Genomic DNA, 21978 nt, shown 5'->3' on the forward strand with positions numbered 1-21978 from the left:
TGAGGGAACGCCGGGAATTCGGACGATACGCACTCCTCCTGCTGCTCGCCTCCCGGTGGGACTGCTTCTCAGGAGTGTTGTACCCCGGACGTGCCCCGTTCCCAGCCAGCGAGGCGCGCGCACGCGGCGACCACGGCCTCCGGGCGGACGGAGCGGAGGCACGGGTGTCCCGGCACCGGACACTCGCGGGCGCGGCTCAGTCGGCAGGGCGCCTGCTGGTCGCCGAGCAGTTCCACGGGCACGCCGTAGGGCGCCCACCGGACCGCGGGCACCACCGGCGAGAACAGACTGACGATCGGGACCCCGACGGCCGCGGCGAGGTGGGCCGGACCCGTGTTCCCGACGACGACGACCTCGGCGCCCGCGAGCACCGACGCCAGTGCCGCCGGGCTCGTCCGGCCCCCGAGGTCGATGCCCGAGGCCCCTGCGGCGGCGGCCGTGAGGTCACGCTCGCCCGGGCTGCCGGTCACGACCACGGTGTGTCCGAGGGCGGCGAGCCGCTCCACAAGCGCGGCGTGCAGGTCGACCGGCCACGACCGCGCCGGGACGCTCGCGCCGGGGTGGACCACGACGTACGGTCCGAGCCCGTCGAGCTCCGGGGGCAGGTCCGCCGGGTCGTGGACGACCGCGAGCCGACCGTCGTCCCCGTCCGGCAGCGCGTACCCCGCCGCTCGGGCGATCTCCAGCGCACGCTCGGGTTCGGGCTGGTCCTCGGGGAAGTCCTCGCCGGGCCGGAGTCGCACGTCGAGCAGTGCCCCCGCGTGGTCGACCGACGCCCCGGTGATCCTCGCGACCCCCGCCAGGCGGAGGAGGAGCGCGACCGGGAGGGGCGACTGGTGGAACGAGGTGAGGACGATGGCCTCGTCGGGCCGGGCCTCCTGGACGATCGCGTCGAACTCGGCGAGCATCGCGGCGTCGACCGGCCGGTCGGTCTCGGTGATCCAGGGACAGGCCCAGACCCGGAGTTCGTCCACGCCCGGCAGGAGCCGCCCCGCGGGAGCCCCCTGCGGGCCGCAGAGCATCCACACCTCGGTGTCCGGAGCCGCCGCGACGGCCCGGACCGCGGGTCCGCCGACGAGGACGTCCCCGAAGCTGTCGAGCCGGACGACGAGGACCCGGCGCGTCACCGCCCGGTCCCGGCGCGTTCCGCCGCCGCGCGCTCCGCCCCGGCGCGCTCCGCCGCCGCACGCTCTGCCGCCGCGCGCTCCGCCCCGGCGCGCTCCGCCCGTGCGGCGAGGTCACCCTGGCGGCCGTGGCGCAGCGAGTGGAGCACGAGCGCGACCGCGTCGACGAGCGACTCCGTGGCGACGTCCGCCTCGTCGATCTCCTCGGCCCGGGTGACCTCGGTGGGAACGAGGATGCCGGCCGCTCCCGCGTTGCGCGCCGCGCCCATGTCCGCGCCGATGTCCCCGATGACGACGCACTCCTCGGGCGCGACGCCGAGGCGTTCCGCGGCGTTGACGACCATCCCCGGACGGGGCTTCCGGCAGTCGCAGTCGTCGTCCGGACCGTGCGGGCAGACCTCCCACACGTCGAACGGACCGATGAGCTCGTCCACCCGGGCGTTCACCGCGTCGACCTGGTCGCGGGTGGCGGTCCCCCGGGCGATCGCCGACTGGTTCGTCACGACACCGACCGCGACCCCCGCGGCACGGAGCGCTTGGACCGCGCGGCGGGCCCCCGGCACCGGCTCCACGAGGTCCGGGTCCGTGTTGTAGGGCACGTCGACCACGAGGGTGCCGTCGCGGTCGAAGAGGACAGCGCGAGGGGGGCGGTGCGTGCGCAGGCTCATGCACCGATTCGTACCCGGTCCGGCCGGTCCCCGTCACGTGCCCGGCGCGTCGAGCGAGGCGGGGCGCGGGCGGGTGCCCGTCACGCCCGGTAGCGTCGACCCGTGCCCGCACTCCCCGCCCTGCCGCCGTCGGACGGCCGCCCCGAGCTCGTCGTGCTCCGCGCGATCAAGCTCGGTGACATCCTCATCGCCGTGCCCGCGCTGCACGCCCTGCGCCGCGCCTACCCGGAGCACCGCATGACGCTCGCGACCACCGCGTGGCTCGCCCCGATCGTCGAGCTGCTGCCGGGGGTCGACGTGCACCTGGCACAGCAGGGCCTCGACCACGACATGCCGATCGCGCCCGGGACGGTCGACGTTGCGGTGAACCTGCACGGCTCCGGCGGGGAGTCCCGCGCGATCATCGCGCACCTGGAGGCCCGGCACACCATCAAGCACGCCGCGCACGGCGAGGACGGGTTGCCCTGGCTCGACGGCATGCACGAGCGGGAGCGGTGGATCCGCCTCGTCCGCGCCTTCGGGATCGAGGGCGACCCGGACGAGGTCGACATCCGCGTGCCGGACCTCGAGCCCGCGGTCCGGGACGCCGCCGTCGTGCACGTCGGCGCGTTCTACGGCGCGCGGCACTGGCCGGTCGAGCGGTTCGCCTCGGTCGCCCGTGCGCTCGCGGCCCAGGGACTCGACGTCGTCGTGACGGGAGGCGCGGACGACGTCGACCGCGCCACCGCCGTCGCCGAGGGGGCCGGCCTGGCACCGGCCGCCGTGCTGGCGGGCCGGCTCGACCTGCAGGAGTTCGCCGCGGTCATCGCCGCCGCGCACGTCGTCGTGACCGTCGACACGGGCGCCGCGCACCTGGCGTCGGCGTACCACGTGCCGAGCGTCGTGCTGTTCGGCCCGGCGCCGCCGGAGGAGTGGGGCCCGCCGGCCTCCGGTCCGCACGTCGTGCTGACGGACGCGAGCGTCCGCCGGGGTGACGTGTTCGCGACGGAGCCCGATCCGGCCCTCCTGGCGGTCACGGTCGACGACGTCCTGGAGGCGGTGGCGGAGGTCACGGCGCGCGTCGCGTCCTGACCGCGGGTCGGCACCGCCCACAGCTGCGTCCGGTGCGGGCTCCCTCTCGGCTACCCTGGTCGGCCATGAGCACGACCGACGACGGAGCCGCGGATCGGGCACGCAACGAGACCCGGTCGGAGCGGTACGACCGGAACTGGCGCGACATGCAGCAGGAGCTGCGGATCGTGCAGACGGGCACGCAGATCCTCGCCGGGTTCCTGCTCACGCTGCCGTTCCAACAGCGCTTCAGCATCCTCGACGACGGCGAGGTCGCGATCTACCTCGTGCTCGTCATCCTCGCGGCCGGCATCACGATCCTGGCGCTGGGCGCGGTCTCGACCCACCGCCTCCTGTTCGGGCAGCGGCAGAAGCACGACCTCGTGCGCTTCGGCAACCGGATCCTCATCGCCTGTCTCGTCATGAGCGCGCTGCTGTTCGCCGGCACGGTCCTGTTCGTGTTCGACGTCGTCCTGGGACACACGATGGGTGTGATCGGCGGCGTCGTCGTGTTCGTCGCGACCGCGGTGCTCTGGATCGGTGTGCCCCTGGCGGCCCGGCGGACTCGCCAGGACGACCAGGAGGACGGCGAGGTGCCTCGGAGCTGATCGCGGCGGATTCGCGGTCAGAGCCCCACGGTCAGAGCCCCGCGGTCAGAGCCCGACGCTGCCCTGCGAGATCCCGCCGTCGACGGTGACGGTGGTGCTCGTCATGTACCCGGCCTTGCCGGACGCGAGGAAGACGACGACCTCGGCGATCTCCTTCGGCTCGGCGAGCCGACCGAGCGGGATCGCGGCGTCGAGCTGCTTGAGCTTGTCGGCGTCCGAGGTGGTCGCGGTGTTGATCGGCGTGTCCACGGCACCCGGCGCGATGTTCACCATGCGGATGCCGTGGGGCCCGAGCTCGACGCCACCGCTCCGGGCGAGCATCCGCATGCCGCCCTTGGCGACGCAGTAGGCGAGGTTGCCCGGCATCGGCCAGTCCTCGTGCACGCTCGAGATGTTGAGGATGAGCCCGCCGCCGCCCTGCGCCACGAACTGCTTCGCCGCCGCCTGCGAGCCGAAGAACGCGCTCTTCATGTTGATCGCCATGACGCGGTCGTAGCCCTCCTCGGTCTCCTCGAGCAGGGACTTGCGGTCCTCGACACCCGCGTTGTTCACGAGCACGTCGAGCCGCCCGTAGGTGTCGACCGCGGTCTGCACCATGCGGTGCAGGTCGTCGGCCTTCGTGATGTCCGCCTCGACGCCGACGGCCTTGCCACCGGCCTGCTCGATCTTCGCGATGAGGGCGTCCGTCGCCTCGGGGTGCACGACGTAGTCGATGACGATGTTGGCCCCCTCGGCGGCCGCGGCGAGGCAGATCTGCTCGCCGATCCCGCTGTTGCCACCCGTGACCACGATCGTCGTTCCGTCCAGCAACATCTCGGTCTCCTCGTTCCGTCGAGCTGTCGAGCAGACGCTCGGACCAGCGCCGCCGAACGTACGCGCGGAGCGCTGCCGCCCGACCTCGGGCGAGGGACGGTCGGGTGAAGGACCGCTCAGCTGGCCTTCTTCGAGCGGGACCGAGCGGCAGGGGCCTTCTTCTCGCCCTTCGCACCGGCGGTCGACGACGACGCCTTCGCGGCGGACGTCTTCGGCGACGCCTTCGAGGCCGCCTTCCCGGCCGGTGCCTTGCGCCGCGGCTCGGGGTCGTCCTCGGCCGCGTCGTCGTCCGCCGCGTCGTCATCGGCCGATCGACCACGCCGGCTCGACCGGGAGGCGCGGTTCCGGTCGACCGACGCGCGCAACGCCGCCATGAGGTCGATGACGTCACCGCCGTCGCCCTCGTCCTCGTCCGGCTGCTCACCGAAGGTCGCGGCGGTGTCGACGTCGTCGCCCGCTTCGAGCTTCGCGTCGATGAGCTGCTGCAGTTGCTCCTGGTACTCGTCGGTGTACTTGCTCGGGTCGTAGTCGGTGGACATGCTGTCGACGAGTGACGACGACATCTTCAGCTCGTTCGCCGAGACCTTGACGTCCGTGTCGAGGGCCTTGAAGTCGGCTGCGCGGACCTCGTCCCCCCAGAGCAGCCCCTGCAAGACGAGGACGTCGTCGTGCACCCGAAGGGCACCGAGCCGGGTCTTCTGCCGGAGCGTGAACTGCACGATGGCGGTCCGGTCGGTTCGGTCGAGGGTCTCGCGGAGCAGGACGTACGCCTTGGGCGACCGCGAGTCCGGCTCGAGGTAGTAGGACTTCTCGTACGAGATCGGGTCCACCTGGTCGCTCGGCACGAACTCGAGCACCTCGATCTCGTGGGACTGCTCCTCGGGCAGCGTCTTCAGGTCGTCCGCGGTGAGCACGACCGTCTTGTCGCCGTCGTCGTAGGCGCGCTGGATGTGCTCGTAGTCGACGTCGTGACCGAGCTCGCACACGCGCTTGTACCGGATGCGGCCGTTGTCCTCGTCGTGGACCTGGTGCAGCGCGATGTCGTGGGTCTCCGTCGCCGCGTACACCTTGATCGGCACGTTGACCAGCCCGAACGCGATGGAGCCCTTCCAGATCGACCTCATGGGGCCATGATGCCCGTGCTCGGGTCAGGGCGCACCGGTTCTCCGCGGACCACCAGCGGGAGGGGATCTGAAAGGCCCTTGCAGATCAGCGAGATGGACCGTACGATCCGAAAGCCTCTTTCAGACCAGGACGGAGCACACGTGGACGAGCACGAGCAGGCCGACCGGACCCCGAGGGCGGAACACCGCCCGGACATCAGCGACCCCGCCGTCCTCGACGCACTCGCTCACCCCGTGCGCCTCGACGTCCTCGCCTACCTCATGTCCGCCGGACCCGCGACCGCCTCGGAGTGCGCTCGTGCGGTCGGGGACTCGCCCTCGAACTGCAGCTACCACCTCCGCGTCCTCGCCGCGCACGGACTCGTCGAGCCTGCGCACGCCACCGACGGCCGGACCCGCCCCTGGCGCGCGACGATCACCGGGTTCACGAACGACGACACCGACCCCGCCGACCGTGTCGGCCTCGACGCGATGCTCGCCGCGGCGCTCCAGCTCGACCACCAGCTGGCGCGCGAGCACCTCCGCACCCGGGACACACTCCCCGAGGTCTGGCGGTCGGCGGACGTGCACGCCCAGTACGGACTCCGGATCACCCCCGACGAACTCGCCGACGTCGTCGCCAGGATCGACGCGATCGTGCGCCCGTACATCGCGCCGATCCGCGACGTCGCGCCCGACGACGCCGCGCACGTCCACCTGACACTCACCGCCTTCCCGCGGCCCGGCTTCGACCCAGCCGCCGCACGGTCCGGCCCCGCCGCATGACCACGCGCACCGCGCCCCGGCCGGGAGGCCCGGCACCAGGCCGCCTCGCGGGCTCCGCGCTCGCGGTCCCCGCGTTCCGACGCCTGTGGACCGCGGGCGTCGTGTCCGACGGCGGAGACTGGCTCCTGTTCATCGCGCTGCCGCTCGTCGTCCTCCGGCTCAGCGGCTCGGCGCTGACGACGTCCGTCGCGTTCCTCCTCGAACTGCTCCCACCGATCCTCCTGGCACCGGTGGTGCCACGGATCCTCGCCCGGACGGACCCCCGGCGGCTGATGGTGACCGTGAACGTCGTCCAGGCCTGCGGGCTGGTGCCGCTGCTCCTGGTGGGTGGGAAGGGCCTGCCGGCCGGCACCGCGCTGACCGTCGTGTGCGCGGTGATCGTGCTGCAGGCGGTGTGCAGTGCGGTGTTCGAGCCCGCGAAGAACACACTGCTCCCGACGCTCGTCGGTCCCGACCGCGTGGTGTCCGCCAACGCGCTCGTCGGGCTGAACCAGGACGTCGGCCGGCTGGTCGGCGGGCCGCTCGGCGGCGTGCTCCTCGTCGTCGGGGACCTGCCGCTCGTCGCGGGCGTGGACCTCGCCACGTACGTCGTGTCGGCCGTCGTGCTGGCGGGGCTCCCGCGACCCGGGCCGGCAGTGGCGACGACGGACCACGCCGTCCGCGCGGCGGAGGCGGCCGGCGCGGCGGAGGCGGCCGGCGCGGCGGAGACGGCGGTCCGCGTCCCGACGTCGTCCGCGTCCCGGCGTCGTCCGCAGGGCCTCCTCCGCGCATTCCGCGACCCCGCCACGCGCGGCGCACTCGCCGTCGTCACGACCGCATCCATCGCCCAGGGGATGTTCGTCGTCCTCTTCGTGTTCTTCGTGCGCGACCGGCTCGGCGGCTCGGACGCCGACGTCGGCCTGCTCCGGGGTGTCCAGGCAGTCGGTGCGATCGGCGCGGGCCTCGTGCTCGCCGCGATCGCCGGTCGGGTCCGCGTCCGTCGGATCGCACTGCTCGGGCTCGTCGGGTTCGCCGGACTCACCGTCGTCGCCTGGAACGCGTCGTTCGCGACGCACGCGCTCTGGCTGTACGTCGTGCTCTTCGCCCTGGTCGGTGCTCCGGGGGTCGTCATGGGGTCCGGGCTCACGAGCCTGCTGCAGCTGGGCGCGTCGGCCGCGGCACGGCCTGCCGTGTTCGCCGCGCTCGGTCTCGGCGTCGCGGTCGGGCAGGGCGTCGGCCTGCTCGCGGCTGGAGCGCTCCAGGCCGTCGTCGGCACGATGCCGTTGCTCGAGGTCCAGGCCGGCGTGTACGTGCTCGCGATGGCGCTCGGGTTCGTGACGCTCCCCCCGGGTGCCGACGTCACCCGCAGGGAGCGTTGACCGGACGCGGGGGTCAGTCGCCCGTCAGCGGGCGGCCGAACTCCACGCGCACCTCGAGCGTCGACTCGTCGACGTCGAGCCAGACGGCGGCGATGTCGAGCGCTGCGGCCGCGACGTCGCCGTCCCGCTCCACCTGGCCCAGCGCGATGATCGGCTCGCCTCCCAGCGGGCTCGGCGACGTCAACTCCGCGAGTTCCACGGTCCACCACGCCCCGTCGGGCCGAGCGATGGCCCGCAGGACACGGACCGGATGCGCCGCGATCGTCATGTCGTTCCTCCTCCTTCGCCCAGCGCCACCCCGACGGCACTCGCCCGTGCTCCCGGAGGAACCGGGCCACGTCGCGGTCCTTCTGGGGTTTCGGCACCAGGCTATCTACGGCCGTTGCCGATGCCGACACATCACATTCCACCGCGGTGTGGACAGCTGCTGCAGAGACTTCACTGGTGAGGAACCGGATCGCTCCGCCCGCGTCAGGCTGCCGCGCGGATCTCCTCGAGCGCCGCCAGCAGCGCGGCGAAGGCCGGGTGCGCGGGGTCGATGACGTCCATGTGGTCACCGGGGACCACGCGGACCGAGGCGTCCTGTCCGGCCGCTCGCGCCGCGGCGACGTACGCGTCGGACTGGTTCATGGGGACGACGTCATCGCGGTCGCCGTGGACGATGCGGACCGGCAGCTCCGGGACGACCCGCGTCGCCGGGTCGGCCGCCGCGTACCGGTCGGGGTGGGCCGCGGACGTGCCGCCGAGGAAGTCCACCACCGCGCCACCGCCGATGCGGTCCGCTTCGCCGAGCCGCAGGTCGAGCGCGCCGGCCAGGCTGACGGCGCCCTCGAGCGGCAGCACGGCGTCCGGGCGGGACAGCGCCCACACCGCGAGGTGACCGCCCGCGCTGTGGCCGACCGTCAGGACCGGTCCCGGGTCGACGGCCAGTGACGCGGCGACGACGACGAGGTGCTCGATCGCGGCCGCGGTGTCGTCGAGCGTGCCCGGCCAGCCGCCACCGTTCGGCAGCTGCCGGTACTCGATCCGCCACACGTTCCAGCCCCGGCCCACGAGGGCCTCGGCGAGCGGGACGGGTCCGTCGAAGTACTCCGGAGTGCCCCGCCAGAAGCCGCCGTGGATCAGGATGACCGTCCCGCGTGCCGGGGCCTCGGCGACGTGGAACACGCCGTACTGCATGGGATCGTCGCCGTACTCGGAACGCTCTGGCATGGACACGACGGTACTCGGGGCGCGCCCTCTCCCCACCGGTCCTGCACACGCCGGAGCGCCACCCGCTCCCCGTCGTGCGACCGATCGCGCCGGAGGCTCCGAGCAGCGACCACATCCGGCGTGTTCGATGGCCGCATGAGCCAGCTCGACAAGCAGGACCCCCGGACACAGTTCCCCCAGCCCCCGTACCCGCCGCAGTCGCAGGAGCTCCCGGGCGGCACGAACGCGATGGACCCGAAGCCGGACCACGGCGAGACCAGCTACGTCGGCACCGGCCGGATGCCCGGCTACCGAGTGCTCGTGACCGGTGCCGACTCGGGCATCGGCCGGGCCGCGGCGATCGCGATGGCGAAGGAGGGCGCGGACGTCGCCCTGAACGCGCTGCCCGAGGAGCAGGAGGACCTCGAGGAGGTCCGCGACGTCATCGGCGACCTCGGACGCAAGGCGGTGATCCTGCCCGGGGACCTCACCGACGAGGCCACGTGTGAGCGGATCGTGGCCGAGGCGGTCAGCATCCTCGGAGGCCTCGACTCGCTCGTGCTCGTGGCCGGCCACCAGAAGGTCAACGAGGACATCACGACGACGAGCACCGAGGACTTCGACCTGACGGTCAAGGTGAACCTCTACGCCATGTTCTGGCTCTGCCGGGCCGCGGTCCCACACATGGCCCCCGGCTCGACCATCGTCACCACCGCCTCCGTCGCGGCGTACCAGCCGCAGACCCGGCTCCTCGACTACGGCATGACCAAGGCCGGCATCATCACCTTCACGAACGGCCTCGCCGGTCAGCTCGCGAGCAAGGGCATCCGCGCGAACTGCATCGTCCCCGGGCCGATCTGGACCCCGTTGCAGCCCGCGTCGTACGACAGCGCCGAGATCGAGCACTACGGCGAGGGCACACCGTTCGGGCGGCCGGGCCAACCGGTCGAGCTCGGAGCGGCGTACGTGCACCTGGCCGGCCCCGAGTCGAGCTACACGTCCGGGTCGACGCTGACGATCGCGGGGGCGACGGGCATGGCGCTGTAGCGATGGCCGGGACGACGACGCGCGGCCGGACGATCACGGTCGGCGACCGCCGCATCACGCTGACGAACCTGGACAAGGTGCTCTACCCGGAGACGGGGACGACGAAGGGCGACGTCATCGCCTACTACGTCGAGGTGGCGCCGTGGATGATCCCGCACGCGAAGGACCGCCCACTGACCCGGAAGCGCTGGGCGAACGGCGTCGAGGGCTCCGTGTTCTTCGAGAAGAACCTGCCTGACAGCGCCCCGGACTGGATCCGCCACCGGGTCGTCCACCACAAGGACCACGACATCGAGTACCCGCTGCTCGACGACGTCGCGACCCTGACCTGGGTCGCCCAGCAGGCCGCCCTCGAACTCCACGTGCCGCAGTGGCGATTCGACGCCGACGGCACGCCCATGCGCCCGGACCGGCTGGTCCTCGACCTCGACCCGGGCGAGGGTGTGGGCCTCCGCGAATGCGTCGAGGTGGCGCACGCGGCCCGGGAGCTCCTGCACGGTGCCGGCCTCGAACCGATGCCCGTCACGAGCGGCAGCAAGGGGATCCACCTGTACGCGGCGCTCGACGGCTCGTCGACGTCCGCGCAGGTCAGTGAGGTGGCGCACGAACTCGCCCGCGCACTCGAACAGGACATGCCGGACCTCGTGCTGTCGCAGATGTCCCGCGCCGCCCGGAACGGCAAGGTGTTCGTCGACTGGTCGCAGAACAACGGCAACAAGACCACCATCGCCCCGTACTCGCTCCGTGGTCGCGCCCAGCCGACGGTGGCCGCGCCCCGCACCTGGGACGAGCTCGACGACCCCGACCTCCGGCACCTGACGATGGCCGAGGTCGTCGAGCGCCTCCACACCATCGGCGACCCCCTGCACCCGGTCGCCGCCGCCGCACTCGCGGTCGGGAGGCCCGACCACGGCCACTGGGAGAGCAACCGGAACCCGGACGGCTCGTTCAAGGAGGACGAGCCGAACCGCGCGCACCGGACCGAGCAGCCGGGAGGCGCGGCACCGGACCGCCTCGCCACCTACCGCTCGATGCGCGACGCCTCCCGGACGCCGGAGCCCGTGCCGCAGGGCGCCCCGACCGTCCGCACCGACGGTCGGCCGACGTTCGTCATCCAGGAACACCACGCGAGCCGGCTCCACTACGACTTCCGACTCGAGCACGACGGCGTGCTCGTCAGCTGGTCCCTGCCGAAGGGCGAGCCCGAGGACCCGGGCCAGAACCACCTGGCCGTGCAGACCGAGGACCACCCGCTCGAGTACGGGGGCTTCGAGGGCACGATCCCGAAGGGCGAGTACGGCGGCGGCAGCGTCACCATCTGGGACCACGGCACGTACGAGCTCGAGAAGTGGCGCGAGGGCCAGGAGGTCATCGTCACCCTGCACGGCGTCGGCCGCGGGACCCGCCGACTCGCGCTTCTGCACACCCGCGGGCGCGGCGGGGACGAACGGAACTGGCTGATCCACCGGACGAAGCAGCAGCCCGAGGGGCTCGACCACGGCGACGCCGAGGTGGGGGCGACGTCCGCGCCGGAGTCCCCCCGGTCCTCCCGACCGCCCGCGGCGACGGCGCCGCCAGCGGACACCGACGCGACCGAGCGGTTCCGTCCGATGCTCGCGAGCCCGGCGAAGACCCCGGGCGCGCTCACGCCGGACCGGTGGGCCTTCGAGATGAAGTGGGACGGCATCCGTGCGACCGCCGAGGTCCGCGACGGACACGTCCGCCTGACCAGCCGGAACGGGAACGACCTGACGAGCCAGTACCCCGAACTCCGTGCCCTCGCCGACCAGGTCGGGGTCGACGCGGTCCTCGACGGCGAGATCGTCGCACTGGACGACCGTGGCCGTCCGGACTTCAGCGACCTCCAGAACCGCATGGGGCTGTCGCGCGCCCGGGACGTCGAGCACGGGATGCGCACCACCCCGGTGCGGTTCGAGGTGTTCGACGTGCTCGAGGCGGACGGGCACGACCTGACGCGCGTTCCGTACGACCACCGCCGGGAGGCACTGGCCACCGTCGTCGAGCCCGGGGGCCCGATCGACGTCCCCCCGGCCGTCGACGGAACGCTCGACGACGCCATGGACGAGAGCCGTCGCCGCGGCCTGGAGGGCGTGGTCGCCAAGCGACGCGACTCCCGCTACTCGACCGGCCGCCGCTCCGATGCCTGGGTGAAGATCAAGCACCACGCCACGCAGGAGGTCGTGGTCGGCGGTTGGAAGCCCGGCACCGGACGCCGCGCGGGCGGGGTGGGTTCGCTCCTCCTCGGGATCCCCGACGGGGACCGCCTGCGCTACGTCGGCAAGGTGGGCACCGGGTTCCGGGACCGCGACCTCGACGAGATCGAGGCGGTCCTCGGCCCCCTGGCCCGCGCCGACCCGCCCTTCGCCGACGTGCCCCGGGCGGACGCCCGGGATGCGCGATGGGTCGATCCCGTCCGGGTCGGCGAGGTCGAGTTCGCGGAGTGGACGAACGGCGACCGGCTGCGGCAGCCCTCGTGGCGGGGATGGCGGACGGACAAGGACCCCGGGGACGTGGTCCGCGAGTCCTGACGGGTCAGGCGCCGGGAGCGGGTTCCTCCGCAGCGGCACCGCCACCGGTCACCGGCAGTCCCGAGTCGTCGCCGGTCTGGTCGTCCTCGGTGGGCTCCAGCCGTTCGGCGACGAAGTGCTTCGCGTCGTCGATGGCGTCCTGGCTCCGCTGCAGCGGGCGCTCGTCGGCCTGCTCGGCGGGGTGCTGGTCGTCGCTCATGTGGGCCTCCTGATCGTCGGTCTGGATCCCCGTCGACGCTACGCGGGCCGACACGGCCGTGCCCGTGTCGGCGCGCTCGGGCGCGTCGGACGAGCGCGCCCGCGTCAGATCGGTGTGTACGGCAGGTCGGCGTCCACCGCCGAGGCGGGCGCGGACGACGAGGGCATCGGTGGCGCGGCGGGCGCCCCGATCGCGTCGGCCGCGTCGAGGACCGCCCGGCTCGCCGCGGCCGCCGTCCGCAGGGCGTCCGCCGCGGACATGCCGTCGGTCACCGCGGTCCGGACCTCGACGCCCCAGGGCTCACCGTGGCCGAGCTCGCGGGCGACGTGCACGAACGCGGGGAGGTCCCCCAGGCCGCCACCGGGGAGCGCGCGTCGGTCTCCGGCCCGTGTCGACACCGAATCGGGGCCGGCGGCGTCCGAGAGCTCGACGGCGAACAGGAACGCGGGGTCGATGGCGGCGCGGAGGGACGCGACGGTGGAGCCGCCGGCGACGGCGTGGGCGATGTCGAGCACGAGGCCACCGTTCGGGTGCCCCGCCTGCTGGACGAACCGCGCCGCACGTTCCGTGGTGCCGAGGTTCGACGTCGGGGCTGCCGACAGCACGACCTGCGCCCCGACCTGCTCCGCCTGTGCGGCGAGGGCGAGCCAGTCGTCGGCCATCGTGGTGGGGGAGGTCATGGGCGTCGTCGTGTCCGCGGCGACGACGATCTGCGCCGCCCCGAGCGCGGCCGCCGCCTCGAGCACGACCATCCGGTCCAGGTCGCTCAGGGCGCGTCGGTCCCCCGTCGTCCACCAGTCCTCGAGCGTCCCGAGCTGGACCCAGACCAGGCCGACGTCGTCGAGGACCCGGCGCAGTGCCTCCAGGCCGATCGTGACGCGCGTCTCGTGGAGGTCCTCGAGTCCCAACCCGATGCCGGAGAACCCGGCCCGGGCGACCGCCCGGATGCGCTCGGCGACGGGGAGCGCGCCGAGCGCGTCCGTCCCCGAGCGCGCGTCCGCGACCGCGGGTGCCCAGCACCGCGCGAGCAGGTCGTGTTCCTCCATGTCGACCCTCCGTCCGTGCGCCTCCGGCGTCGTGGCCTTGCTACTCCCCACGCCTCGGGAGCACCCCCAGGAGCCGGACCCGCTGGGGCGGCCGGAGACGACGGGGAAGGCGCCTCACGGCAGCACGATGCGGAGCACGCCGGGTCGACCCGCCGGCACGACCGTCAGTCGCACGCCGCCCGCGTCCGCGAGGAACACCTCGTCGACGCCGGGAGCACCGATCGACGCGGTCCGGTCGGCGCCGACGTGCCAGGTCTGGTCCGCGCTGCCGTCCGGGTCCCGCAGGTCGACGACCGGGTCCGCCCACGGGCTCGACGGGCGGATGCGCGTGAGGCAGCGTCCGGCGTCGTCGTGGATCGACCCGATCGCGTCGGCGACCGGCCCCGGGTCGAACGGGAACCGGAAGCACGCCGCTGCCGCCAGAGCGTCCGCGAGGGGACCCCGCGCGGCGACGACGCCGTCGGGCCCGATCGCGACGTGGACGCCGTTCGCGTCGTCGCGGAGCACGAACGGGCGCGGGCGCGGCGGTTCGACCACCGTGAACACGCCCCGACCGGTCGAGCCGGACGCCGTGTGCCGTCCGACGACCGCGAAGACGCCGGGCACGGTCCCCGCGCCGAGTCCGGCGCAGCGTGCGATGCCGGCCGCGTCGGTCCGGAGCGTCCGGATGGTGGCGCCGTCCTCGAACGTGGGCCCGGCGCCCTCGACCACGGCGAGCACCTCGGCTTCGACCGGGACGCCCTCGCGGGTGAGTCGCAGCGCCACGTCGCTCAGGTCGGCTCCGGTCGGGCGGGTGGTCGGCTCGGGGACCATGACGTCGAGCGTGTGCGTCGGGCTCGACGCGTGGGCCGGCGTCGCGACGACGACGCCGATGGCGGGGAGGCCCCAGGCGGCCCCGAGGAGGAGCCGACGTCGTCCGGGCCCCGGTCGTCTGCGGGTCGCGGTGACGGCGTCCGTGTCCGTGTCCGCGTCCGTGTCCGTGTCCGTGCCCGTGTCCACCATGTCGTCCCCCTCCGTCCCCGGCTCCCCCGCCGGGCATCGACGCTGCAGCGCCCTCCGCGCTGGCGGGACGTGTCTAGCGGACGGCGCGCCACGCGGCGTCCGGGCGCACGCCACGGCGGCTCGGCACGCCCCGCCGCTCATCCACCGGTTCACCCGGCGGGTGACGCAGTGATCCGGGACAGGACGACGGACGGGAGGGACGGGGCGAGCCGCCACCGTCCCTCCCGTCCGTCGTCCTGGAGCGGAGCGCGCTTACGCGCCGGCCTTCGAGAGGGCCTCGAACTCGTCGTCCGTCAGGTCGATGAGCGCGCCCGCGAGGTTGTCCTCGAGGTGGGCGACGCTCGACGTGCCCGGGATCGGCAGCATCACCGGCGAGCGCTTGAGCAGCCACGCGAGCGCGAGCTGCGAGGGGCTCGCGTCGTGCTGCTTCGCGAGCTCGGACAGCGGGCTGCCCTCGCCCGAGAGCTGCCCGGTCGCCAGCGGGAACCACGGGATGAACCCGATGCCCTGCTCCTCCGACCAGTCGAGCAGGTCCTCGGAGGACCGGTTCGACAGGTTGTACAGGTTCTGCACGGTGACGATCGTGGCGATCTCCTGCGCCGCCTTCACCTCGTCGACACTGACCTCGCTGAGGCCGATGTGACGGATCTTGCCCTCGTCCTGGAGCTTCGCCAGCTCGCCGATCTGGTCCTCGAGCGGGACCTTCGGGTCGATGCGGTGCAGCTGGAAGAGGTCGATGCGCTCGAGGCCGAGGCGGCGGAGGCTCATCTCGGCCTCCTGGCGCAGGTACTCCGGGCGGCCGACCGGCGGCCACTCGTTCGGGCCGGTCCGGGTGAGGCCGGCCTTCGTGGCGATGACGATGTCGTCACCGTAGGGGTGCAGGGCCTCGCGGAGGAGCTCCTCGGCGACGTACGGACCGTAGCTGTCCGCCGTGTCGAAGAAGTCGACCCCGAGCTCCACGGAGCGCTTGAGGACGCGGATCGCCTCGTCGTGGTCCTTCGGCGGTCCCCAGACGCCGGGGCCGGTCAGCTGCATCGTGCCGTAGCCGAGGCGGTGCACCTCGAGGTCACCGCCGATGCGGAAGGTGCCGCTCGCTGCGGCGGGGCGGTTCGAGTCGGTTGCGGTGGTCATGCTCAGGGGTTCTCCCTCTCGTCGACGGTCCGGGTGCTCCGTCGTCGACGGACTCCCCGGGGGTACCGCGGTCCGGTGTACTCCTGGTGCACCGTCCGTGCCTGGGGCAACGTGTCGCCCGTCGGTGCATTCCCCGGGCGCGAGCCGCGCGTGGCGGGTGAGACGGCCGAGCGGGCGGCTGCCGACGGTGGTGACCGGGCGGGTGATCTCCTGCTGCTGACGCCCGGACCCCCGGCGGAACGCCAGGCGCGGCCCCAGGGCGGACCTACCGTCGTGCAGGACCCGGCGCGACCGCCGCGTCCGCTGACCGGAAGGGAACGCCTGTGTTCATGGGCCTCACGGGACTCCACCTGCTCATCATCGTCGGCGTGGTGGTCCTGCTGTTCGGCGCCACCCGGCTGCCTGCGCTCGCGAAGGGCCTCGGCGCGTCGCTGCGGATCCTCAAGCAGGAGAGCCGGGCGGACGACCATGCCGAGGTCACGCCGCGGGACGAGGACGGGGCCTGACCGCTCCCTGCCGCCGCCCGTTCGTCACCGGCTCGCCCACCGGATGCCGCGCTCGACGATGGTCCGGACGCTCGGGTGCGCGAGGACCTCGCGGTCGTGGCCCGGTGTCGCGACGAACACCCGTCCGGCGCCCCACTCGCGGGTCCACACCGCGGGACACGTCACCGGTCGGTGCCACGGGTCGCCCGGCCGGGCCGCCAGGGTCGTCGTGGCGAGCACGTCCGAGGAGCCATCGGTCAGCACCCAGTACTGCTCGGTGGTCAGCGTGAAGTCGTCGAGCCCGGCGACGATCGGGTGGTCCCGGCGATCCGGCGCGATGACGATCTGGTGCTCGATGAAGAAGTCGGCGCCGTCGTCCCGCCGATCAGCGACCGGTTTGCCCGGGTGCGTGGCGAACTGCCCGCCGACGAGGTGCAGGTAGTCGGCGCTCGCCCGGAAGGAGTCCACGACGCCGCCGTGCCAGCCCGCCAATCCCGTGCCCCGCTCGACGGCGGCGGCGAGGCCCCGGACGGCCGCGTCACTCGCGGTGCCCATCGACACGCACTGCAGGACGAGGTCGACCGCAGCCATCACGGACTCGTCGGCGTAGACCTCCGGGTCGTCCTCGATCCGCACCTCGTACCCCGTGTCGCGGAGGAACGGGAGGAACGCGTCCGTCGCCGCGACGGGATGGTGGCCGGGCCAGCCGCCGCGGACGACGAGCGCGTGCTTGGTGACGTCGATGTCGGACATGGTCCCGATCATGGCCTGCCCGGACGGATGGCGTCCGTCCCGGGCTCTCCCGTCCTCGCGCACCGAGCGGTGACGACCTCCCGGAGCACGTCCTGCGCGGACCTCGGCGCGCGGCCCAGGAGCTCCCCGAGCATCGGGTCCGTCCCCGCGAACCACCCCTGTTCCGCCGCCAGGTACATGCCGAGCAGGAACCGCACCATCGGCTCCTGCTGTCCACCGGCCACGGCACGCTCGACCCAGACGTCGTCATCGACGACCTCGAACCGGACCTCGTTCCCGACGAGGTCCGAGGCGGTCCGGGTGAGGTCGGCGAACGTCGGCGCCTCCGGAGCGGTGATGGTCACGGGGCCCTCGACGGGTTCGTCGAGCAGCAGGATCGCTGCGGCCGCCTCGGCTGCGTCCTCGCGCGCGGTCCACGACACCGGACCGTCGGCCGGGATCGACACCACGCCGGTCCGCTGCCACGGTCCCAGGAGCCATTGCAGGCTGTGGGCGTAGAAGCCGTTCCGGAGCGACGTCCAGGGCAGCCCGGACGACGCGAGCATGTCCTCGGTCGCGGCGTGGTGTCGCGCCGGCACGAACGGCGACGCTGCACCGGCACCCTGATGGCTGGTGTAGAGCACGTGCCCGACCCCGGCGGTGATCGCCGCCTCCACGGCGTTCCGGTGTTGGCTGATCGTGTCGCCCGCCGGGTCGTTCGACGAGACCAGGAGCAAGTGGTCCGCGCCGGCGAAGGCCGCCGGCAGCCCCGCCGGATCGTCGTAGTCGCCCTGGCGGACCGTCACGCCGCGCTCGGCGAAGCGTGCGGCCCTCGCCGGGTCGCGCGTGACGACGGTCAGTTCCGACGCGGGGAGGTGCCGGAGCAGGTGGTCGACGGTCGCGCCGTTCAGGGCGCCGGTCGCCCCGGTGATGGTGATCATGGTGGATCCCTCTCATATCGATGGAAACGCTGTGTCCGTATCATTGGAAACACCACCACCGTAGCAACAGGATCACGTCGGAAGCAACGGCGCGTTATCGTCGATACGTGGACGACGCCCCCGAGCCCCGCCTCGACGTGCGGATGCGCATCGTGACCGCAGCCGCCGAGCTCCTGCGCGACGAAGGCGCCGTCGCTGTCACCACGAGAGCGGTGGCCGAGCGAGCTGGCGTCCAGGCTCCGACGATCTACCGGCTCTTCGGCGACAAGGACGGGTTGCTCGACGCGGTCGCCGAGCACGCGATGACCACGTTCAGCGCGACGAAGGCCGCAGCCGTCGACGCGGTCACCGGTGTCGACCCCGTCGCGGACCTCCGCGCGGGTTGGGCGATGACCATCGCGTTCGGACTCGCCAACCCGGATCTGTTCGTGATCATGAGCGACCCGCGTCGAGGGCGGGACTCCCCCGCGGTCGCCGCCGGGATCCGGCTGCTCGAGGAGCGTCTCCGTCGGGTCGCCGCGGCCGGGAGGCTCGCGGTGCGCGAGCGGGACGCGGTCCGGCTCATGCACGCGGCCGGCTTGGGCGCCGTGCTCGCCATCCTGGACGAGCCGGCGGACGAGCGCGACCCGCGGTTGGCCGACGTCGTCTTCGACGCCGTCATGACGCAGGTCCTGGCTCCGGAGCCGGCTGACGAGGGTCCCCGAGGCACGTCCGGTGTCCGGACCGCCGCCATCACCCTCCGTGCCTCCATCGACGAGCTCGGCGCACTCTCGTCGGCCGAACGGGGCGTGCTCGCCGAGTGGCTCGACCGGATCGTCGACCACGACCCGCCCACGTCGCGGTAGCACCGGGCCGGCCGGAGCCCGGCCCGCCCGCGGTTCTGCCGAGCCGGGATGGCCCGCCTGCCTATCCTGACCCGGTGACGAGTTCCCCCGTCCGCGTCCCCCGGTCGCGGTCCCGGTCCCGGGCCGGCTCGGGCCCCGTGCTCGTGCTCGTGCTCGTCGGTGCGCTCCTCGCCGCGCGGGTGGTCACCACCGGCGACAGCACCGCCGGGCTGCCCGACGAGCTGCAGGACTTCCTGACGCTCGCGATCAGCGTCGTGGTCGAGTCGCTGCCGTTCGTGGTGCTGGGGATCCTCCTGTCCATCGTCGTCGAGGTGTGGGTGCCGCACGGCGTGCTGGAACGGGTCCTGCCGGCACGCCCGGTCCCGCGTCGGGCGGTGATCTCCCTGATCGGCATGCTCTTCCCGGTGTGCGAGTGCGGGAACGTCCCGCTGGCGCGAGGGTTGATGCTGCGCGGGTTCTCGCCAGCGGAGGCGACGACGTTCCTCGTCGCGGCGCCGATCCTCAACCCGCTCGTCATCGTCAGCACGGCGCAGGCGTTCGGGTGGTCGGGATGGATCCTGCCCGTCCGGATCATCGGCGGCTTCGTCGTGGCGAACGTCGTCGGATGGGTCGTCGCAGCGCACCGCCGACCCTCCGAGCTCCTGGTGCCCGCGTTCGAGGCCCGGTGCCGTGTGGAGGCCGGCGGGCAGGCGCGTGGGAGCCGGTGGGCGGAGAGCGCATCGCACTTCGGCGGCGAGACGGCGACGATGATGCCCGCGCTGTTCGTCGGGGCAGCGGTCGCCGCCGCGATCCAGGTCGCGGTGCCCCGGAGCACGCTCATCGCGATCGGCAGCGACCCGGTGCTGTCGGTCCTGGCGATGATGCTGTTGGCGATGACGGTGTCGCTCTGCTCGAACGTCGACGCCTTCTTCGCACTCTCGTTCGCCTCGACGTTCCTGCCCGGGTCGATCACGGCGTTCCTGCTCATCGGGCCGATCATCGACGTCAAGATGATCGCGCTGCTCCGCACCACCTTCCGCACCCGGTTCATCGGCGCACTCGCCGTCATCTGCGTGCTGTTCGCCGCATCCGTGGGGTTGGTGATGGATGTCCTCGTCTGAACGTCGACGGGTGCTGTTCGGGCTCGGCTCGGTGCTCGCGCTCGCCGTCGCCACACTCTGGCTCGGAGCGGCCGGTCATCTCGACCTCTACATCAATCCGCGGTACGGGGTGTTCACGATGGCGCTCGCCGCCATCGCGGTCGTCGCCGCCGCGGCCGGTCTGTCGGCGGTCGCACGGCAGACCGCGCACCCACACCTCGAACGGGGTCATGGGCACGGCGACGACGTGACGGTCGTGCCCGACGGCAGCAGCGGGCGGGGTGCTGCACGGTCCCTGCGCGTCGTGGCGGTCGCCGTCGCAGTGGTCGTCACGGTCGGCATCAGCACGGCGATGTTCGTGCTCCCGCCGACGACGCTGTCGGCGCGGACGGCCCAGCAGCGCAGCGTCGACTCGGGCAGCCTCTCGACCGCCACGGGCTCCGGCGGCGCCGTCGCGTTGCTCGGCAGCGGCTCCGTCGACACGTCGGAGTACGGCGTGAAGGACTGGGCCGCGCTCATCCGTCAGACGACGGACACGAGCGCCCTCGTCGGGAAGCGCCTCCGCCTCACGGGGTTCGTCGTGCCCGACACGGACGGCGGCTTCACGCTGACCCGGTTCGTGATCAGCTGTTGTGCCGTCGACGCCCAGCCCGTCGGCGTGGGCGTGGTCACGGACGGATCCGTGCCGGCGGCGAACCAGTGGGTGACGGTGTCCGGCGCGCTCGCGGCGAACCCGGATGCCGGGTCCGACGTCCCGCTGGTGATCCGCGCCGCCACGGTCGAGCAGGTGCAGCGACCATCGGATCCGTATGAGTACTGACGTCCGCGGTACTCCTGCCCCCGGCCGCCCCCTCCGACGCCGATTCGTCGCGGTCGTCGCGGTGCTCGCGCTGATCGGAGCCCTGGCGGCGATCGTCGGGTCGCATCAGGGCCCGCGCCTCCGCTCCGTGTCGTACTCGGCGACCGACCTCGTCTCCCGTCCCGCGCAGCGCCTGATCCTCACCGCGAACCAGGCACTGCAGCGGGTCGCACCGTCCGACGTCGTCGTGTCCCCCGCCGCAGCGCACACGGTGACCTCGAGCGGGAACACGGTCGCGGTGCAGTTCGACGGCCCGTTGGCGTACGACCGCACCTACGCGGTCGTCGTGCGGCACGTCCGGGCGCCGGGGCAAGCCGCGACGTCCGACCTGCGCACGACCATCCACACGGGCACCACCGACGTCCTCGCGCTCGTCCCGGGCACGAACGGTGCACACGATCGCATCGTCAGCCGTGGCCTCGCCACCGGGGGCACGGACACCGTGTTCCAGGGCACCGGCATCACCGGGTTCGCACGCCTCGCCCGGTCCCTCGTCGTGCTCAGCGACACGGCCGACGGCACCTCGAGCATCGACATCGTGCCGCTCGCCGACGGGCGGCAAGACCCGGCCGTCCCGGTCGAGCACATCACCATGCCCAGCGCACGGGGGCACGCGTCGGCGCTCCACGCCGCCGACGACGGCGCGTCGTTCGGCTTCGTGTACGCCGACACGACGACGGGTCGCTCGCAGGACGTCGGGCTCTACGACGTCGACCTCACCGGCACGCACATGCCGACCGCGATCGCGGCGGACGGGAGGCCCACCACGGGTGCCACCCCGATGACGGTGCGCCAGTGGGCGTACGTCCCGCGGACCGAGAGCGCGCTCGTCAGGACGACCGATGACGGCCTCGTGCTCGTGGACATGAGCGGACGGACCGACGCGGCGCGGCTCGGGTCCGCGACGTACGTCCACGGCTTCGTGGGAACCGGCACGACCGCCGTCGTGGAGACCGGGGACGCCATCGTCCGGCTCGACCTGACCGACGGCGACCGGGCCGCCCTCACGGCACCGGCCGCGAGCACCAGGGCGCAGTACCTGGGGCGGATCGCCGCGCTCACGGACTCCTCCTACGTCCGCCTCGTCGGCGACGTCCGCGCGGACGGGACCATCGCCGCCCGACTCGTCCGCGTCGACGGGGAGCACGTCTCGGACCTGGAGGTCCACATCCCGTCCGACGCCAGCGTCACCGCGGTCTGTCCCTCACCGAACGGTCAGTTCCTCGCGATCACCACGCGGGCGGCCGACTCGTCGTTGGTGAGCGTCGTCGACGCCACGTCCGGCGCCCTCGAAGCGAGCCTCGACGGCGTGACCCTCGACTGGTGTGCCGCGCTCCCCTCCAGCGCCGACGCCGGGTGACG

The 21978-nt window shown here is 73.2% G+C and carries 23 protein-coding genes; 11 read left to right on the forward strand and 12 right to left on the reverse strand.

Features of this window, described 5'->3' with window-relative positions:
• Window positions 1-68: 68 nt before the first annotated feature.
• Window positions 69-1127: a glycosyltransferase family 9 protein gene (locus tag DEI82_RS06580; RefSeq protein WP_111036196.1), complete on the reverse strand. Its 1059-nt coding sequence runs from the start codon at window positions 1125-1127 to the stop codon at window positions 69-71.
• A complete protein-coding gene (locus tag DEI82_RS06585) occupies window positions 1124-1792 on the reverse strand; it encodes an HAD-IIIA family hydrolase (protein WP_111013014.1) in 669 nt (222 codons plus the stop codon). Before DEI82_RS06585 ends, DEI82_RS06580 begins: the two co-directional genes overlap by 4 nt.
• 102 nt (window positions 1793-1894) lie before the next feature.
• Here DEI82_RS06585 and DEI82_RS06590 point away from each other — a divergent pair, with 102 nt between their 5' ends.
• Both DEI82_RS06590 and DEI82_RS06595 read left to right on the forward strand, forming a co-directional pair.
• Entirely contained in the window at window positions 1895-2863 is a 969-nt protein-coding gene (locus DEI82_RS06590; RefSeq protein WP_111036198.1) for a glycosyltransferase family 9 protein, read from the forward strand.
• Between the two features lie 65 nt (window positions 2864-2928).
• Window positions 2929-3450 (forward strand): DUF6328 family protein, encoded by a 522-nt coding sequence (locus DEI82_RS06595; RefSeq protein WP_111013012.1) that lies wholly within the window; start codon window positions 2929-2931, stop codon window positions 3448-3450.
• Between the two features lie 45 nt (window positions 3451-3495).
• Here DEI82_RS06595 and DEI82_RS06600 read toward each other — a convergent pair whose 3' ends face one another.
• Together DEI82_RS06600 and DEI82_RS06605 are read right to left on the reverse strand one after the other, a co-directional pair.
• On the reverse strand, window positions 3496-4263 hold the full coding sequence (locus tag DEI82_RS06600) for an SDR family NAD(P)-dependent oxidoreductase (RefSeq protein ID WP_111036200.1): 768 nt from the start codon (window positions 4261-4263) through the stop codon (window positions 3496-3498).
• Window positions 4264-4379: 116 nt separating this feature from the next.
• Window positions 4380-5387: a Ku protein gene (locus DEI82_RS06605; RefSeq protein ID WP_111036202.1), complete on the reverse strand. Its 1008-nt coding sequence runs from the start codon at window positions 5385-5387 to the stop codon at window positions 4380-4382.
• A gap of 141 nt (window positions 5388-5528) precedes the next feature.
• Between DEI82_RS06605 and DEI82_RS06610 the strand changes: the two genes are divergently transcribed.
• Both DEI82_RS06610 and DEI82_RS06615 read left to right on the forward strand, forming a co-directional pair.
• Complete coding sequence (locus DEI82_RS06610) at window positions 5529-6152, forward strand: helix-turn-helix domain-containing protein (protein ID WP_181434744.1); 624 nt, start codon at window positions 5529-5531, stop codon at window positions 6150-6152.
• Window positions 6149-7510: an MFS transporter gene (locus tag DEI82_RS06615; protein ID WP_111036205.1), complete on the forward strand. Its 1362-nt coding sequence runs from the start codon at window positions 6149-6151 to the stop codon at window positions 7508-7510. The genes DEI82_RS06610 and DEI82_RS06615 overlap by 4 nt, the downstream gene beginning before the upstream one ends.
• 13 nt (window positions 7511-7523) lie before the next feature.
• On the opposite strand, the gene DEI82_RS06620 is transcribed toward DEI82_RS06615, so the two are convergent.
• A complete protein-coding gene (locus DEI82_RS06620; protein WP_111036207.1) occupies window positions 7524-7778 on the reverse strand; it encodes a hypothetical protein in 255 nt (84 codons plus the stop codon).
• Between the two features lie 203 nt (window positions 7779-7981).
• Window positions 7982-8722, reverse strand: coding sequence for a S9 family peptidase (locus DEI82_RS06625; protein ID WP_146242850.1), 741 nt, complete (start codon window positions 8720-8722; stop codon window positions 7982-7984).
• 135 nt (window positions 8723-8857) lie between these two features.
• Between DEI82_RS06625 and DEI82_RS06630 the strand changes: the two genes are divergently transcribed.
• Both DEI82_RS06630 and DEI82_RS06635 read left to right on the forward strand, forming a co-directional pair.
• Entirely contained in the window at window positions 8858-9748 is an 891-nt protein-coding gene (locus DEI82_RS06630) for an SDR family oxidoreductase (protein ID WP_111036211.1), read from the forward strand.
• 2 nt (window positions 9749-9750) lie between these two features.
• The gene (locus DEI82_RS06635) at window positions 9751-12297 is read left to right on the forward strand and encodes an ATP-dependent DNA ligase (RefSeq protein ID WP_111036212.1); all 2547 of its coding nucleotides are present in this window, start codon (window positions 9751-9753) and stop codon (window positions 12295-12297) included.
• 4 nt (window positions 12298-12301) lie between these two features.
• Here the strand turns inward: DEI82_RS06635 and DEI82_RS06640 are convergent, their stop codons facing one another.
• From DEI82_RS06640 to DEI82_RS06655, 4 genes are all read right to left on the reverse strand, one after another.
• The gene (locus DEI82_RS06640) at window positions 12302-12496 is read right to left on the reverse strand and encodes a hypothetical protein (protein ID WP_111010638.1); all 195 of its coding nucleotides are present in this window, start codon (window positions 12494-12496) and stop codon (window positions 12302-12304) included.
• A gap of 104 nt (window positions 12497-12600) precedes the next feature.
• Entirely contained in the window at window positions 12601-13542 is a 942-nt protein-coding gene (locus DEI82_RS06645) for a sugar phosphate isomerase/epimerase (RefSeq protein WP_111010637.1), read from the reverse strand.
• A gap of 114 nt (window positions 13543-13656) precedes the next feature.
• Window positions 13657-14544: a hypothetical protein gene (locus tag DEI82_RS06650; RefSeq protein ID WP_111036214.1), complete on the reverse strand. Its 888-nt coding sequence runs from the start codon at window positions 14542-14544 to the stop codon at window positions 13657-13659.
• A 252-nt stretch (window positions 14545-14796) separates the two neighbouring features.
• The gene (locus DEI82_RS06655; RefSeq protein WP_111036216.1) at window positions 14797-15675 is read right to left on the reverse strand and encodes an aldo/keto reductase; all 879 of its coding nucleotides are present in this window, start codon (window positions 15673-15675) and stop codon (window positions 14797-14799) included.
• A gap of 329 nt (window positions 15676-16004) precedes the next feature.
• Between DEI82_RS06655 and DEI82_RS06660 the strand changes: the two genes are divergently transcribed.
• Entirely contained in the window at window positions 16005-16181 is a 177-nt protein-coding gene (locus DEI82_RS06660) for a twin-arginine translocase TatA/TatE family subunit (protein ID WP_258368642.1), read from the forward strand.
• 24 nt (window positions 16182-16205) lie between these two features.
• On the opposite strand, the gene DEI82_RS06665 is transcribed toward DEI82_RS06660, so the two are convergent.
• The gene (locus tag DEI82_RS06665) at window positions 16206-16913 is read right to left on the reverse strand and encodes a ThuA domain-containing protein (protein WP_111036336.1); all 708 of its coding nucleotides are present in this window, start codon (window positions 16911-16913) and stop codon (window positions 16206-16208) included.
• Window positions 16914-16921: 8 nt separating this feature from the next.
• Window positions 16922-17833, reverse strand: coding sequence for an NAD(P)H-binding protein (locus DEI82_RS06670; RefSeq protein ID WP_111036218.1), 912 nt, complete (start codon window positions 17831-17833; stop codon window positions 16922-16924).
• 107 nt (window positions 17834-17940) lie between these two features.
• Here DEI82_RS06670 and DEI82_RS06675 point away from each other — a divergent pair, with 107 nt between their 5' ends.
• The 4 genes from DEI82_RS06675 (at window position 17941) to DEI82_RS06690 (ending at window position 21976) form a co-directional block, all read left to right on the forward strand.
• Window positions 17941-18678 carry a TetR/AcrR family transcriptional regulator gene (locus DEI82_RS06675; RefSeq protein ID WP_258371991.1) on the forward strand — a complete coding sequence of 246 codons (738 nt, stop codon included), beginning with the start codon at window positions 17941-17943 and terminating at the stop codon, window positions 18676-18678.
• Window positions 18679-18752: 74 nt separating this feature from the next.
• Complete coding sequence (locus DEI82_RS06680) at window positions 18753-19778, forward strand: permease (protein WP_181435126.1); 1026 nt, start codon at window positions 18753-18755, stop codon at window positions 19776-19778.
• Window positions 19765-20577: a TIGR03943 family putative permease subunit gene (locus DEI82_RS06685; RefSeq protein ID WP_111036222.1), complete on the forward strand. Its 813-nt coding sequence runs from the start codon at window positions 19765-19767 to the stop codon at window positions 20575-20577. Before DEI82_RS06680 ends, DEI82_RS06685 begins: the two co-directional genes overlap by 14 nt.
• Window positions 20567-21976, forward strand: coding sequence for a hypothetical protein (locus tag DEI82_RS06690; protein ID WP_146242851.1), 1410 nt, complete (start codon window positions 20567-20569; stop codon window positions 21974-21976). The genes DEI82_RS06685 and DEI82_RS06690 overlap by 11 nt, the downstream gene beginning before the upstream one ends.
• Window positions 21977-21978 lie beyond the last annotated feature (2 nt).

Source organism: Curtobacterium sp. MCBD17_019, assembly GCF_003234555.1.
GTDB lineage: Bacteria > Actinomycetota > Actinomycetes > Actinomycetales > Microbacteriaceae > Curtobacterium.

What these genes read in the sequence shown, in the direction of transcription:
- DEI82_RS06585 (WP_111013014.1), bottom strand. Translation starts at nt 1,792, where the DNA reads ATGAGCCTGCGCACGCACCGCCCCCCTCGCGCTGTCCTCTTCGACCGC.
- DEI82_RS06595 (WP_111013012.1), top strand. Translation starts at nt 2,929, where the DNA reads ATGAGCACGACCGACGACGGAGCCGCGGATCGGGCACGCAACGAGACC.
- DEI82_RS06600 (WP_111036200.1), bottom strand. Translation starts at nt 4,263, where the DNA reads ATGTTGCTGGACGGAACGACGATCGTGGTCACGGGTGGCAACAGCGGG.
- DEI82_RS06605 (WP_111036202.1), bottom strand. Translation starts at nt 5,387, where the DNA reads ATGAGGTCGATCTGGAAGGGCTCCATCGCGTTCGGGCTGGTCAACGTG.
- DEI82_RS06615 (WP_111036205.1), top strand. Translation starts at nt 6,149, where the DNA reads ATGACCACGCGCACCGCGCCCCGGCCGGGAGGCCCGGCACCAGGCCGC.
- DEI82_RS06620 (WP_111036207.1), bottom strand. Translation starts at nt 7,778, where the DNA reads ATGACGATCGCGGCGCATCCGGTCCGTGTCCTGCGGGCCATCGCTCGG.
- DEI82_RS06625 (WP_146242850.1), bottom strand. Translation starts at nt 8,722, where the DNA reads ATGCCAGAGCGTTCCGAGTACGGCGACGATCCCATGCAGTACGGCGTG.
- DEI82_RS06630 (WP_111036211.1), top strand. Translation starts at nt 8,858, where the DNA reads ATGAGCCAGCTCGACAAGCAGGACCCCCGGACACAGTTCCCCCAGCCC.
- DEI82_RS06635 (WP_111036212.1), top strand. Translation starts at nt 9,751, where the DNA reads ATGGCCGGGACGACGACGCGCGGCCGGACGATCACGGTCGGCGACCGC.
- DEI82_RS06640 (WP_111010638.1), bottom strand. Translation starts at nt 12,496, where the DNA reads ATGAGCGACGACCAGCACCCCGCCGAGCAGGCCGACGAGCGCCCGCTG.
- DEI82_RS06645 (WP_111010637.1), bottom strand. Translation starts at nt 13,542, where the DNA reads ATGGAGGAACACGACCTGCTCGCGCGGTGCTGGGCACCCGCGGTCGCG.
- DEI82_RS06650 (WP_111036214.1), bottom strand. Translation starts at nt 14,544, where the DNA reads ATGGTGGACACGGGCACGGACACGGACACGGACGCGGACACGGACACG.
- DEI82_RS06655 (WP_111036216.1), bottom strand. Translation starts at nt 15,675, where the DNA reads ATGACCACCGCAACCGACTCGAACCGCCCCGCCGCAGCGAGCGGCACC.
- DEI82_RS06660 (WP_258368642.1), top strand. Translation starts at nt 16,005, where the DNA reads ATGGGCCTCACGGGACTCCACCTGCTCATCATCGTCGGCGTGGTGGTC.
- DEI82_RS06665 (WP_111036336.1), bottom strand. Translation starts at nt 16,913, where the DNA reads ATGTCCGACATCGACGTCACCAAGCACGCGCTCGTCGTCCGCGGCGGC.
- DEI82_RS06670 (WP_111036218.1), bottom strand. Translation starts at nt 17,833, where the DNA reads ATGATCACCATCACCGGGGCGACCGGCGCCCTGAACGGCGCGACCGTC.
- DEI82_RS06685 (WP_111036222.1), top strand. Translation starts at nt 19,765, where the DNA reads ATGTCCTCGTCTGAACGTCGACGGGTGCTGTTCGGGCTCGGCTCGGTG.
- DEI82_RS06690 (WP_146242851.1), top strand. Translation starts at nt 20,567, where the DNA reads ATGAGTACTGACGTCCGCGGTACTCCTGCCCCCGGCCGCCCCCTCCGA.